The organism is Microbacterium sp. HSID17254, assembly GCF_003989315.1.
Taxonomy (GTDB): domain Bacteria; phylum Actinomycetota; class Actinomycetes; order Actinomycetales; family Microbacteriaceae; genus Microbacterium.
In genome coordinates this window covers 1-13496 of the sequence record NZ_RBLT01000055.1, presented here as the reverse complement: position 1 = coordinate 13496, position 13496 = coordinate 1, and the positions used below count along the sequence as shown (strand labels likewise).

General features: G+C 72.4%; 14 protein-coding genes. 10 read left to right on the top strand and 4 right to left on the bottom strand.

The genetic code is table 11. The features are described 5' to 3' along the window. A partial coding sequence (locus tag D8M34_RS16800; RefSeq protein WP_148113069.1) for a RecQ family ATP-dependent DNA helicase occupies positions 1-1669 on the bottom strand: 1669 nt, incomplete at its 3' end. 89 nt (positions 1670-1758) lie between these two features. On the opposite strand from D8M34_RS16800, the gene D8M34_RS16795 reads away from it, so the two are divergent. The 8 genes from D8M34_RS16795 (at position 1759) to D8M34_RS16760 (ending at position 8541) form a co-directional block, all read left to right on the top strand. Further along, a complete protein-coding gene (locus tag D8M34_RS16795) occupies positions 1759-2178 on the top strand; it encodes a pilus assembly protein CpaE (RefSeq protein ID WP_085606785.1) in 420 nt (139 codons plus the stop codon). 87 nt (positions 2179-2265) lie between these two features. Then, positions 2266-3261, top strand: a complete 996-nt coding sequence (paaA, locus tag D8M34_RS16790) for a 1,2-phenylacetyl-CoA epoxidase subunit PaaA (protein WP_126894581.1) — start codon at positions 2266-2268, stop codon at positions 3259-3261. Then, positions 3261-3590, top strand: a complete 330-nt coding sequence (gene paaB, locus D8M34_RS16785; protein ID WP_025103829.1) for a 1,2-phenylacetyl-CoA epoxidase subunit PaaB — start codon at positions 3261-3263, stop codon at positions 3588-3590. The genes paaA and paaB overlap by 1 nt, the downstream gene beginning before the upstream one ends. 122 nt (positions 3591-3712) lie before the next feature. Beyond that, the gene (paaC, locus tag D8M34_RS16780; protein WP_238695695.1) at positions 3713-4495 is read left to right on the top strand and encodes a 1,2-phenylacetyl-CoA epoxidase subunit PaaC; all 783 of its coding nucleotides are present in this window, start codon (positions 3713-3715) and stop codon (positions 4493-4495) included. After that, the gene (gene paaD / locus D8M34_RS16775) at positions 4489-4992 is read left to right on the top strand and encodes a 1,2-phenylacetyl-CoA epoxidase subunit PaaD (RefSeq protein ID WP_085606791.1); all 504 of its coding nucleotides are present in this window, start codon (positions 4489-4491) and stop codon (positions 4990-4992) included. Before paaC ends, paaD begins: the two co-directional genes overlap by 7 nt. After that, on the top strand, positions 4992-6155 hold the full coding sequence (gene paaE, locus D8M34_RS16770) for a 1,2-phenylacetyl-CoA epoxidase subunit PaaE (RefSeq protein WP_126894579.1): 1164 nt from the start codon (positions 4992-4994) through the stop codon (positions 6153-6155). The genes paaD and paaE overlap by 1 nt, the downstream gene beginning before the upstream one ends. Positions 6156-6164: 9 nt before the next feature. Continuing rightward, positions 6165-6935: an enoyl-CoA hydratase/isomerase family protein gene (locus D8M34_RS16765; RefSeq protein WP_126894578.1), complete on the top strand. Its 771-nt coding sequence runs from the start codon at positions 6165-6167 to the stop codon at positions 6933-6935. 67 nt (positions 6936-7002) lie between these two features. Next, entirely contained in the window at positions 7003-8541 is a 1539-nt protein-coding gene (locus tag D8M34_RS16760) for an ATP-dependent DNA ligase (protein ID WP_126894577.1), read from the top strand. Here the strand turns inward: D8M34_RS16760 and D8M34_RS16755 are convergent, their stop codons facing one another. Continuing rightward, positions 8542-9051: a phosphoribosyltransferase gene (locus D8M34_RS16755; protein ID WP_060923485.1), complete on the bottom strand. Its 510-nt coding sequence runs from the start codon at positions 9049-9051 to the stop codon at positions 8542-8544. 160 nt (positions 9052-9211) lie between these two features. Between D8M34_RS16755 and D8M34_RS16750 the strand changes: the two genes are divergently transcribed. Both D8M34_RS16750 and D8M34_RS16745 read left to right on the top strand, forming a co-directional pair. Continuing rightward, positions 9212-10939: a thiamine pyrophosphate-binding protein gene (locus tag D8M34_RS16750; protein ID WP_126894576.1), complete on the top strand. Its 1728-nt coding sequence runs from the start codon at positions 9212-9214 to the stop codon at positions 10937-10939. A 26-nt stretch (positions 10940-10965) separates the two neighbouring features. Then, positions 10966-11814, top strand: a complete 849-nt coding sequence (locus tag D8M34_RS16745) for a PhzF family phenazine biosynthesis protein (RefSeq protein ID WP_126894575.1) — start codon at positions 10966-10968, stop codon at positions 11812-11814. Between the two features lie 538 nt (positions 11815-12352). Here D8M34_RS16745 and D8M34_RS16740 read toward each other — a convergent pair. Continuing rightward, entirely contained in the window at positions 12353-12733 is a 381-nt protein-coding gene (locus D8M34_RS16740) for a VOC family protein (protein WP_126894574.1), read from the bottom strand. A 76-nt stretch (positions 12734-12809) separates the two neighbouring features. Next, positions 12810-13439, bottom strand: coding sequence for a response regulator transcription factor (locus D8M34_RS16735; protein WP_025103819.1), 630 nt, complete (start codon positions 13437-13439; stop codon positions 12810-12812). Positions 13440-13496 lie beyond the last annotated feature (57 nt).

The window sequence follows — 13496 nt, the reverse complement described above, 5'->3', positions numbered from 1 at the left end:
TGGGCCGGGCGAGGGCACGCCCTTCGTCGGCCTGCTCTCCCGCAGGGATGCGGCCGCGCACCGGCACGTCGAGGCGGTCGGCCCCTGTCGGCCACGCGCGACGCGGCTCGACCGGCACGCCCACCCGGTCGAGGGAGGCGGCCGCCTGTGCGCTCGCCGTCTGCGCGACCTCCGCCGGGAACCACACGCCCGCGCAGTTGTCGCACCGGCCGCACGGGGCCGCGGTGTCGTCGTCGAGAGCCCGCTGCAGGAAGGCCATCCGGCAGCCGTCCGTGCGCTCGTACTCGAGCATGTGCTCCTGTTCCGCCACCCGCTCGGCGGCGATGCGCTCGTAGCGCTCGGCGTCGTACGTCCACGGCTGTCCCGTCGCGACCCACCCACCCTGCACCCGGCGCACGGCACCATCCACGTCGAGCACCTTCAGCAGCAGCTCGAGGGGCGTGCGGCGGATGTCGACGAGGGCCTCCAGCGCCGGCGTCGAGATCGGGCTGTCGCCGAGCGCCGCGATCACCCGTTCAGCACGCTCCCGGTCCGGCATCGACGCGGTCGCGAAGTAGTGCCAGATCTCGCGGTCTTCGACACCGGGGAGCAGGAGCACGTCGGCGCTCTCGCTGGCACGCCCCGCTCGTCCCACCTGCTGGTAGTACGCCACGGGTGAGGACGGCGCGCCGATGTGGACGACAAACCCGAGGTCCGGCTTGTCGAACCCCATGCCGAGGGCACTGGTCGCGACGAGGGCCTTCACCTCGTTGCGCTTGAGCATGCCCTCCGACTCCGCACGCTCCTCGGGGTCGGTCTGCCCCGTGTAGGCGCGCACGTCATGGCCGTGGTCGCGCAGGAACCGCGCGGTGTCGACCGCCGCCGCCACGGTCAGCGTGTAGATGATCCCGCTGCCGGGGAGATCGTCGAGGTGGCTGAGCAGCCAGGCCAGGCGGCTCGCCGAGTCCTTGAGGCGGAGCACCCCGAGCCGCAGCGAGGTACGGGCGAGCGGCCCCCGGATCGTGAGCACGGGCACCGCCTCCGCTCCGCCCGCGCCACCCGGCAGCGCCCCGAGCTGCTCGGCCACGTCGGCCACCACGCGGGAGTTCGCCGTCGCAGTCGTCGCCAGCACCGGCACGTCGGCGGGCATCTGCGCGATGAGGTCGCGCAGTCGGCGGTAGTCCGGACGGAAGTCGTGCCCCCAGTCACTGATGCAGTGCGCCTCGTCGACGACGAGCATGCCGAGCCGCGCCACCAGCGCGGGCAGCTGCTCCTCGCGGAAGGCCGGGTTGTTCAGCCGCTCCGGCGAGACGAGCAGGACGTCCACGTCGTCTCCGGCGAGCCGCTCCTGCACCTCGGCCCACTCGTGGGCGTTCGTCGAGTTGATCGCCACGGCGCGCACGCCCGCGCGCTCGGCCGCGGCGATCTGGTCGCGCATGAGCGCCAGGAGCGGGGAGACGAGCACGGTCGGGCCGGCTCCCTGCCGGCGACGGAGCAGGGTCGCGACGAAGTACACCGCCGACTTCCCCCACCCGGTGCGCTGCACCACGAGCGCGCGGCGACGCCCCTCCACCAGCGCCTCGATCGCCTCGAACTGGCCGTCGTGGAAGTCGACGTCGGGACGGCCGACGAGTTCGCCGAGGGCGGCGCGGGCGGCCTCGCGGAGGGGAACGGCGGTCGGAGAGCTCATGTCCTCCACTCTGCCGCAGACCTCGGACAGGACTCCGCCCGCCGCCCGCTCTCGGTGGATGACCGGTGGGAAGGCCGTAGCGTGGAGGAATGATCACCCGCGAACTCGCCGTCGCGCTCCGCGATGCCGGCCTGAACTGGAAGCCCGCGGAGGGTGACCGGTTCCAGCTCGATCTGCCGGACGAGGTGGAGCTGGAGGCCGAGGCCGACGTCTTCACGGTGAGCGCGATGACCATCGAGGCGCGGCAGACGCCGGCCGGCACGGACCTCGCCTTCAACGGCACGACGGAGTGGGCGCTCGACGCCGTGACCCTCGCCGATGCGGTGTGGCTGCCGCGCGAGGACCAGCTGCGCGACCTGCTCCGCGGGACGTTCCGTGCCCTCACCCGCCTCCCCGACACGTTCCGCGTCGAGATCGAACTCGCCGGTACCCCCCTGCGGTTCGAGCACCCGGACCCGGCGGAGGCCTACGGCCGCGCGCTGCTGGCGCTGATCTCGCGCTCCCGCTGACACGTCCTGTTGAATCGGGCCGTCGCGTGTGTCAGAATTACCTAACGATCGGTCAGTAAAGAAGGACCGGAGCCCGAGGAGTCGACGATGACCAGTCCCGCAGACCTGTCCCTCGTGGACGGCGAGACCTCCGACGAGGAACGCCTGTTCGACGAGCTGATCGCGAACGAGCAGCGCATCGAGCCGCGCGACTGGATGCCCGAGGCCTATCGCAAGACCCTCATCCGGCAGATCTCCCAGCACGCGCACTCCGAGATCATCGGCATGCAGCCCGAGGGCAACTGGATCACCCGCGCCCCGAGCCTCAAGCGCAAGGCGATCCTCATGGCGAAGGTGCAGGACGAGGCCGGGCACGGGCTCTACCTCTACTCCGCCGCGCAGACGCTCGGCATCACCCGCGACGAGATGATGGAGCAGCTCATCTCCGGCAAGGCGAAGTACTCGTCGATCTTCAACTACCCCACCCCGACCTGGGCCGACATGGGCGCGATCGGCTGGCTCGTCGACGGCGCCGCGATCTGCAACCAGGTGCCGCTGTGCCGCGCCTCCTACGGTCCCTACGGGCGCGCGATGGTGCGCATCTGCAAGGAGGAGTCGTTCCACCAGCGCCAGGGGTTCGAGATCCTGCTCTCGCTCATGCGCGGCACCGACGAGCAGCGGCAGATGGCACAGGATGCGGTGGACCGCTGGTACTGGCCGAGCCTGGCGATGTTCGGGCCGCCCGACGACCAGTCCCCCAACTCCGCCCAGTCGATGGCGTGGAAGATCAAGCGCTTCTCCAACGACGAGCTGCGTCAGCGGTTCGTCGGCATGCTCGTGCCGCAGGCCGAGATCCTCGGCGTCACCCTCCCCGACCCCGACCTGCGGTTCGACGAGGAGACCGGTCGCTACGAGATGGGCGAGATCGACTGGGACGAGTTCTTCCAGGTGCTGCGCGGCAACGGCCCCTGCAACGCCGAGCGTCTGGAGCGCCGCCGCACGGCGCACGACGAGGGCGCGTGGGTGCGGGAGGCCGCCGCGGAGTACGCCCGCAAGCAGCGTTCCCGCCTCAGCCGGGAGCGTGTCGAAGGGGCGGTGGCGTGATGGCGACCCCCGGAGCCGACCCTTCGACGAGCTCGGGGACCCAGGGCCGGGAGGTCTGGCCCCTGTGGGAGATCTTCGTGCGGGCGAACCGCGGGCTCAGCCACGTGCACGTCGGCTCGCTGCACGCCCCCGACGCCGACATGGCCATCCGCAACGCGCGCGACCTCTACACCCGCCGGGGCGAGGGCGTGTCGATCTGGGCAGTCCCCGCCGAGGCGATCACCACGAGCGACCCCGACGCCAAGGGGGCGTACTTCGAGAGCCCCGCCGGCAAGAACTACCGGCACGCGGTGTACTACACCGCCTCCGAGGGGGTGCCGCACCTGTGACCCTTCGACAGGCTCAGGGCCCCAGCCCTGCTCAGGGACCCGGCTCCGCTGAGGGACTCGGCGCCGCTGAGGGACTCGGCGATGTCCACGGGGAGGCGCATGGCGACGTCTCCGTCGACGAGCTGCGGCTCAGCGAAGAGCTCGCGGGCGCCGGCACGACCGCGGCGAGCGCCGACATCGCCGAGTACGCCCTGTGGCTCGGCGACGACGCCCTCATCCTGTCGCAGCAGCTCGGCGCCTGGATCTCCCGGGCCCCCGAGCTCGAGGAGGACGTGGCGCTCGGCAACATCGCCCTCGACCTGCTCGGCCACGCGCGCTCCTTCCTGCACTTCGCGGGCACGTGGGACGGCCGTTCCGAGGACGATCTCGCGTACTTCCGCGACGAGCCGGAGTTCCGCAGCGCGTGGATCATGGAGCAGCCGAACGGCGACTTCGCGCAGACCATCGCGCGCCAGCTCGTCGCCTCGGTCTACCTCGTGGAGCTCTACGCCGCCCTCCGCGCGAGCTCCGAGCCCACCTTCGCCGCGATCGCGGAGAAGGCGCTCAAGGAGGTCGACTACCACCGCGACCACGCCGTGCAGTGGGTGCTGCGCCTGGCGGGCGGAACGGAGGAGTCGCGGCGGCGGATGATCCGCGCCCTCGCGGATGTGTGGCCGTACGTCGACGAGCTGTTCCGCGACGAGCCGCTGATCGACCGGCTCGGCGACGTCGCCGTGCGCCCGTCGACCCTCCGCGCTCCGTTCGACGCGGTCATCGCCACCGTGTTCGCCGAGGCCGAGCTCACGGTGCCGGAGGTTCCGGCGTCGTCGGCGGGCGGCCGGAACGGCGCGCACGCGACCCCCTTCGGCCACCTCCTCGCCGAGATGCAGGTCCTGGCGCGACGACACCCGGGGGCGTCATGGTGACCCGGACCGCCGCCGACGCGGAGGCCCAGGCCTGGCGGATCGCCGCCGCCGTGCCGGACCCGGAGGTGCCGGTGCTCACGATCGAGGACCTCGGCGTGCTGCGAGCGGTCGAGCTCCGCGGCGAGCGCGTGGTCGTCGACATCACGCCGACCTACAGCGGGTGCCCGGCCATGGACACGATCCGCGACGACGTGGTCCTCGCGCTCACGGCCGCCGGGTTCGCCGACGTCGAGGTGCGGCTCGTGCTCTCCCCCGCGTGGACCACCGACTGGATGAGCGACGCCGGGAAGCAGAAGCTCCGCGCCTACGGGATCGCGCCGCCCAGCGGCCGCGCGGCCGTACCCGCCGGTCCGATCCGGCTCGCCCTCAGCGTGCGCTGCCCCCGCTGCGGCTCGCTCGACACCCGGGAGGTCTCCCGCTTCGGCTCGACCTCGTGCAAGGCGCTGTACGAGTGCCGCGCCTGCCTGGAACCCTTCGATCACTTCAAGGTGCACTGATGTCGCTGTTCTCCCCGGCCCCGGCGACGACGCCGGCGCCCTCTCCCGCCTCCCCCGCCCGGGCGCGCACCCGTGCCCGGTTCCACACGCTCGAGGTCGAGGACGTCCGTCCGCTCACCGAGGACTCCGTCGAGGTGACCTTCACGGTGCCTGCGGAACTCGCCGACGACTACGACCACCTCCCCGGGCAGTACGTGGCGCTGCGGACGATGCTGGACGGCGTGGAGGTGCGGCGTTCCTACTCGCTGTGCCGGGCGCCCGAGCACCGCACCGACGGCATGCCGACCCGTCTGAGCGTCGCCGTGAAGCGCGACGAGGGCGGGACGTTCTCCACGTGGGCCCAGACCGGCCTGCACCCGGGCTTCCGCATCGACGTCATGAGCCCCCAGGGCACGTTCACCTCCGGCCTCGACGACCTGGACGAGAAGCACGTCGTCGGCATCGCGGCCGGCTCCGGGATCACGCCGCTGATGGCTCTCGCGCACACCGTGCTCTCCCGGTCGCAGACCTCGCGGTTCACGCTCCTCTACACGAACCGGTCGACGCTGGACGTGATGTTCCTGGAAGACCTCGCCGACCTCAAGGACCGCTACCCGACGAGGCTCACGCTGCACCACGTGCTGTCCCGCGAGCAGCGGACCGCGCCGGTGCTCTCGGGCCGCATCGACGAGCCCAAGCTGCGGACGATCCTCGACGCGCTGATCGACCCGGCCGACGTGAACGAGTGGTTCCTGTGCGGACCGCTCGCGCTCGTCGACCTCTGCCGGGAGGTGCTGGCCGACGTGGGCGTGCCCCGCGAGCACGTGCGCTTCGAGCTGTTCACGACCGGCGACGAGCCGGTGCGGGCCGCCCGGCCGGTCACGGTGCGCTCGGGCGAGAAGACGGTGCGGATCGAGGTGAACCTCGACGGCGTGTCCTCGACGGTGGAGAGCCCGGTCGCGGCGCGCGAGTCGGTGCTGAACGCCGCACTGCGGGTGCGGCCGGACGCGCCGTTCGCGTGCGCGGGTGGCGTCTGCGGCACCTGCCGCGCGCGCGTGATCGAGGGCAGCGTCACGATGACCGAGAACTACGCCCTGGAGCCCGACGAGCTGGAGCGCGGCTACGTGCTCACCTGCCAGTCCCATCCCACCAGCGACCGCGTGGTCGTGGACTACGACGTCTGAGGAGTCCTGATGATCGATCTCGCCATCACCGACGACGTCGCCACCGTGGTGCTCGACGCCCCCGCGAAGCTCAACGCCCTGGACGAGGCCGCCCTCGCGGAGCTCGACGCCGCGTACCGGGATGCCGAGGCCGCCGGGGTGCGCGCGCTGCTGCTCCGCGGTGAAGGGCGGGCGTTCTGCGCCGGGCGGGACATCTCCGCCGTCGATCCGCGCGACGACGACGTGCTCGGCTACCTCGGCGGGCGGGTGACACCGCTGCTGCAGCGGATGTCCCGCTTCCCCGCGCCGACGTTCGCCGTCGCCCACGGCGCCTGTCTGGGCGTGGGACTCGGCCTGCTCATCGCGACGGATGTCGTGTACGTCGCGGAATCGGCGAAGATCGGCTCGCCGTTCGCCGCCCTCGGCGCGACCCTGGACTCCGGCGGGCACGCGCTGTTCCTCGACCGGCTCGGCCCGCACAAGACCCTCGACCTCATCTACACGGGCCGACTCATGAGCGGCACGGAAGCCGTGCGCTCGGGGCTCTTCTCCCAGGTTTTCCCGGACGACGAGGTGCTCGCCGCCGCGACGGCCGCTGCGGGGAAGGCCGCCCACGGCGCCACGGCCGCCTTCCGGGCGAGCAAGGAGCTCGTCGCCCGCATCCGCGACGAACGCCTCACCCTGTGGGAGTCCATCGACGTCGAGAACGCGGCGCAGGCCGCCCTGTGCGACACCGAGGACTACCGCGAGGGCTTCGCCGCGTTCCAGGAGAAGCGGAAACCGGAGTTCCGCGGGCGCTGACGCCACGGCCCGGTCGTCGCTGTCAACCGTCTCGTGCGGTGTCCGACCCCGGTGGGAGGATGCCCGCATGCTGCTCTCGGAGCTCGTCACCACCACCGACCAGGTCGCCGCGACCTCGTCCCGTCTGGCCAAGATCGAGGCGATCGCCGCGCTGCTCCGCAGGGCCGACGTCGACGACATCGCCCCTCTCGTGGGGCTGCTCCTCGCCACGCCCCGCCAGGGTCGCCTCGGCGTGGGCTGGCGGGGACTGACCGCTCTCGCGATCGAGCACAGCGCGACCTCGACCCTGACCATCGCGGAGGTCGACCACGCCTTCGACACCCTCGCGCACACGTCCGGCTCCGGATCGGCCGGTGTCCGCAGCGCGCTCCTGCACGATCTCGCCGCCCGCGCGACGGCTCCCGAATGGGACTTCCTGATCAGGGCCATGCTCGGGGAGCTCCGCACCGGGGCGCTGGGCGGCGTGCTGCTCGACGCGATCGCCCGTGCCGCCGAGGCTCCGGCCGCGACCGTGCGACGAGCCGCCATGCTCTCCGGCGACCTCGGCGAGACGGCGCTCCTCGCGCTCACCGGTGCCGAGGGAGCGCTCGACGAGGTCGGGCTCCGGGTGGGTCGCCCCGTGCTCCCGATGCTCGCGGCCACGGCGCCGACGCCCACGGCCGCCCTCGAGATCACCGGACGCGCCTCGGTCGAGTACAAGCTCGACGGCGCGCGCATCCAGGTGCACCGCCGCGGCGACGAGGTCGGCATCTACACGCGGAGCCTCGCCGACGTCACCCACCGCCTGCCCGAGATCGTCGAGGTCGTCCGCGGCCTTCCCGCGCAGGAGGTCATCCTCGACGGCGAGACCCTGGCGCTCGACGAGGACGGCGGTCCCCGGCCGTTCCAGGAGACGATGTCCCGGTTCGGTGCGGATGCCGCGCGCGAGCTCGCCCTGCGCCCCTGGTTCTTCGACGTCCTGCACGTGGACGGCCGCGACCTGCTGGACGAGCCACTGTCAGTGCGTCAGGAGGTCCTGGCCGAGGTCGCCGGCGAGTGGCGCATGCCCGGCATCGTGACCGACAGCGCGGAGGAGGCCGAGCGCCTGTCCCGTGAAGCCCTAGCGGCCGGTCATGAAGGCGTGCTGGTGAAGGCCGTGGATGCGCCGTATGCCGCCGGTCGCCGCGGCAAGTCCTGGGTCAAGGTGAAACCGGTCCTCACGTTCGACCTCGTCGTGCTGGGCGCCGAGTGGGGGTCGGGGCGACGGCGCGGATGGCTGTCGAACCTGCACCTCGGAGCACGGGACCCGGATGGCGACTTCGGCGACCCCGGCGGCTTCGTGATGGTGGGCAAGACGTTCAAGGGCCTCACGGATGCGCTGCTGCAGTGGCAGACAGAGGAGTTCCGGGCGCACGAGACCCATCGCTCGGCGTCGACGGTGTTCCTCCGGCCGGAGCTCGTGGTCGAGATCGCGATCGACGGCGTGCAGCGGTCCCCGCGCTACCCCGGCGGCCTCGCCCTCCGCTTCGCCCGGGTCAAGGGCTACCGTCCGGACAAGACCGCTGCGGAGGCCGACACGATCCAGACCCTCCTGGCCCTGCGGCGCGGTGCCGCGGACGACTCCTGATCAGGCCGTGGGCGGCAGTCCCTCGTCTTCCTGACGCACGGTACCGCGGAACGACCAGGGGAAGTCGATCCAGAGGTCGGTGTCCTTCCACGCGAAGTCCGGCTGGATGATCGTCGAGGGCTTCGTGTAGATCGTGACCGAGCGCACGTCGGCGCCCTTCTCCTGCAGCAGCTGCACCGCGAGCGCCAGTGTGCGACCGGAGTCGGCGACATCGTCCACGAGCAGCACGCGGCGGCCGTCGAGGTAGGCCATGTCGAGTTCGGGCGGCAGCACCTCGGGGGCGTCCAGCACGGTGCCGATGCCGGTGTAGAACTCGACGTTGATGGCGCCGCAGTTCTTCACGCCGAGCCCGTACGCGATGGCGCCGGCCGGGAGCAGGCCGCCGCGCGCGATCGCCACCACGACCTCCGGCTCGAAGCCCGTCGCGATGATGTTCCGCGCCAGATCGCGCGTCGCCGCGCCGAAGCCGTCCCACGTGAGCGTCTCGCGCTCGATCGATGCATCCGTCATCGGTCCATTCTCGCGCATCCGCTCCGTCCGGGCCGCCGCTAGACTGAGCAGGTCCGGCCCCGCCGGTGCCTGAAAAAGAGGCACGAAGCACCTCGCATCGCCGCGAGGGCGAGACACATACGGATCCCCCTTCTCCGTCCCTGTCTCGAAAGGCTTCTCCATGCCCTCCGTCTCCGCGCACGTCGCCCTCACCCTCGCCCAGCACGTCGATGCCGTCTTCGGCGTCATGGGCAACGGCAACGCCTACTTCCTCGACGCCCTCGAGACGCAGACCGACGCCACCTTCACCGCCGTCCGTCACGAGCAGGGCGCGGTCGTCGCCGCCGACGCGCACTTCCGCGCCTCCGGCCGCATCGCCGCGGGCACCTCCACCTACGGCGCCGGCTTCACGAACACGATCACGGCGCTGGCCGAGGCCGTGCAGGCGCACGTGCCGCTCGTCCTCGTCGTCGGTGACGAGCCCACATCGGGGCCGCGGCCGTGGGACGTGGACCAGATCGCTCTGGCCTCGGCGGTGGGCGCGCGCACCTACACCGTCGGGCGGACGGATGCCGCCGCGACCACCGTCATCGCCGTCGAGCACGCCCTCACCTATCGCGTGCCCGTCGTGCTCGCCATCCCCTACGACGTGGCCGCCCTCGAGGCCGGCGCGGTGCCGACGGCCCCGGCTCCCCGGCTCCCCGCGCCGCTCGCGCCGCGCGGGGACTTCGCCGAGGGCATGCTGGATGAGATCGCTGCCGCCCTGCGCGACGCCGAGCGTCCGTTCCTCCTCGCCGGGCGCGGGGCGTGGCTGGCCGGCGCGGGCGAGGCTCTCGGCGCCCTCGCCGCGCAGACCGGGGCCCTCACCGCCTCCTCCGCCCTCGGCCGCGGCATCTTCCCGGACGCCCGGTACGACCTCGGGGTCACCGGTGGCTTCGGCGCCGAGGGGGCGATGGAGCTCGTGCGGACCGCCGACGTCGCGGTGGTCTTCGGCGCGAGCCTCAACCAGTTCACGATGCGCTTCGGCGACCTGTTCGCCCCGGGCACCCGGGTGTACCAGATCGACACCGCTCCGGCCGCCACGCACGCCCACGTCGGCGGCTTCGTCCGCGCCGACGCCCGCCTCGCCGCCGAGGCCCTCGTCACCCGCCTCTCCTCCGGACATGACTTCGGAGATGCCGCCGGACTCGCCGGGGCGGCCCCCGACTCCGGCGGCGTGTCGGGCGCGGACTCCGCAGTTGTGCCCGCCCGCCCGTGGCGGGAGACGGTCGATGTCGCCGCGGCCCGCGCGTACGAGCCGGGAGACGAGCTCGCGCCGGACGGCCGCCTCGACCCGCGTTCCGCCGCGCGCCGGATCGCCGAGCTCCTCCCCGACGACCGCGTCGTGGTGTCGGACGGCGGGCACTTCATCGGCTGGGCGAACATGTACTGGCCGGTCGCCGCGCCCGACCGGATGATGATGATCGGCACCGCGTTCCAGTCGATCGGACAGGGCTGGCCGAGCGTGGTGGGCGCGGCCCTCGCCCGTCGGGACGCGACCATCGTGCTCACCTCGGGCGACGGCGGCGGGCTCATGGCGATCGCCGACCTCGAATCGGCCGTCCGGGCGGCGGGCGGACGCGGCATGGCCGTGGTCTGGAATGACGCCGCGTACGGGGCCGAGGTCAACCTCTACGGGCTGAAGGGCCTGGCCGAGGGTCCGATGCGCATCCCCGAGGTCGACTTCGCCGCGTTCGGGGCGGCGGTCGGTGCGGAGGGCATCGTCGTGCGGACGCTGGACAACCTCGATCGCCTCGCTGCGTGGGCCGAGGAGGACCCGGCGACCCGACGCTTCCTCGTCCTCGACCTCCGGATCTCCGGCGATGTGATCGCGCCGTACCAGCAGGAGATCATCCGCGTGAACTCCTGACCCGTGCGGGCCGATAGGCTCCCGGAATGACGGATGCTCCTGAGGTCCTGCGCTACAGCGCCTTCGCCGCGACGCCGGACGGCGGCAACCCCGCCGGGGTCGTCTTCGACGCGGACGGACTCGAGGAGGCGGACATGCAGCGGATCGCGGCCGAGGTCGGCTATTCGGAGACCGCGTTCGTGCAGGACGCCGCGGCGGACGGCTCCCGTTTCCGCGTGCGCTACTGGTCGCCGGCTGCGGAGGTGCCGTTCTGCGGGCATGCGACCGTCGCGACCGCGGTGGCCCTCGCCGAGCGGCAGGGTCCGGGGACGGTCGTGTTCGCGACCGCGGCCGGAGACGTGTCGATGGAGTCCTTCGCGGACGCGGACGGCCGGGTCACGGTGTCGTTCACGAGCGTCGAGCCGGAGGTACGCGACCTCGACCCCGTCGCGCGTGACCGTCTCCTCGCGCTGCTGGGGATGGAGCCGGCCGATGTCTACCCGCGCTTCCCGGTCCGTGAGGCGTTCGCAGGCAACTGGCACCCGATCGTCTTCGTCGCCGACCGGGAGCTCTTCCACCAGTTCCGCTTCTCCCCCGCCGAGGTCGCCACTCTCATGCGCGCGCAGGGCTGGCACGGCACGGTGACGGTGCTGCACGCCGACGATCCGGCCGAGATCCAGGCCCGCAACCTCTTCCCCGTGGGGCGCATCACCGAGGATCCGGCGACAGGGTCCGCGGCCGCTTCGGTCGGCGCCTATCTCCGCGCCCAGGGCTATCCGGGCGACACCGTCCGCATCCGTCAGGGCGCCCACGTCGGTCGCCCGAGCGAACTCCGCGTCGCGATCCCGGCCTCCGGCGGCCTCGTCGTGTCCGGCGGAGCCACCCGCCTCCCCTGACCCCCGGACCTCCCTGATCCCGGACCGCCTGCACGACCCGGTTCCGCCCGCACGAACACACCCCCTCCCCCCGTCGTGCATCCGTCGCCCGGTCGTGCAGCCGTCGCCCGACTCCGGACCTTCCACACAGGCACAGGCACAGGCACACCCGCCCGACCCGGTTCCGCGCGGACGTCCCCGGTTCGGCCCGCACGCCCCGGTTCCGCCCGCACGACCGATACCCACCCTCGGTCGTGCATCCGTCACCCGGTCGTGCATCCGTCACCCGGGTCGTGCACTCGTCCCCAGGTCGTACGTCTCCGCCCCGACGGGGACCCGCGTCCCGAGCCCGCCTACAGATGCACTACCCCGTTCCATCTGCACGACCAGACACTGTCGCCGGTCGTGCATGCGTCCCGAGGTCGTGCATCTGTGACCGCACACGACCCCCAGCCGACGAACCCGAACCGGACCCGGGACGAACCCGAACCAGACCCGGGACGAACCCGAACCCGAACCGCACACGCCCCCATCCCCAGACCCGGCCCGGGGACCGTCGTCACCCCTGGGCGCTGTAGTCCGGGAGCTCCTGCAGGGTCCAGGTGTTGCCGTCCGGGTCGTCGAAGCGCACGAAACGGCCCCAGTCCTGCTCGTCCACGCCCTCGGCCTCCACGCCGAGACCCCGCAGGTGCGCGAGAGCCTCGTCGGCGTCGGGGACGACCACCTGGATGGTGTTCTGCTGCCCCGGCTCCAAGCCGCTGGTCAGCCCTGTGCCGAAGGCGATCGAGCAGGCCGATCCCGGCGGGGTCATCTGCACGAAGCGCAGGCCCTCGTACGGCATCTGATCATGGTCGGCGTGGAAGCCGATCTTCACGTAGAAGTCCTTCGCCCGGTCGACATCGCTGACCGGCACGAAGATGAGTTCGATCTTCCAGTCCATCACGCACTCCTCCTGTCGGGCTCCGTCACCCGTCGGCCCTCACAGTACGCGCGGCCTCCGACACCCGCCAGAGGCGTCAGAGCCAGCCCTTGTCGGACGCGATCCGCACCGCCTGCGCCCGGTTCTCGGCGCCGGTCTTGCCGATCGCGGCGGAGAGGTGGTTGCGCACCGTGCCCGCCGACAGGAAGACCTCCGCCGCGATGGCCGCCGCGGATCGTCCGTCGGCGGCCAGCCGCAGCACCTGCCGCTCCCGGTCGCTCAGCGGGTTGGCTCCCTCGAACAGGCTCTCCTCGGCGAGTTTCGGATCGAGCACCCGGAGTCCGGCGTGCACGCGGCGCACGGCCGCGGCAAGCTCCTCGGCCGGGGTGTCCTTCACCACGAACCCACTCGCCCCGGCGTCGAGCGCCGCGCGCAGGTACCCGGGTCGCGCGAACGTGGTCACCACGAGCACGCGCGTCTGCGGGCTGGCCGCGCGGATCCGTTTCGTCGCCTCGACGCCGTCCACCCCCGGCATCTGGATGTCCATCAGACACACGTCCGGCTGCAGCTCCTCCGCCAGGCGCAGCGCCTCCGCGCCGTCCGCCGCCAGGCCCTGCACCTCGAGATCCGGCTCCAGGTCGAGCAGGGCCCCGAGCGCCCCGCGGACGAGGGCCTGGTCGTCGGCGATGAGCAGCCGGATCGGAACCGTCGGGGCCGCCGTCACCACGTCACCTCCACCCGCGTGCCCGCCGCCTCGCCGGGCCGCACGGCGAACCCGGCGCCG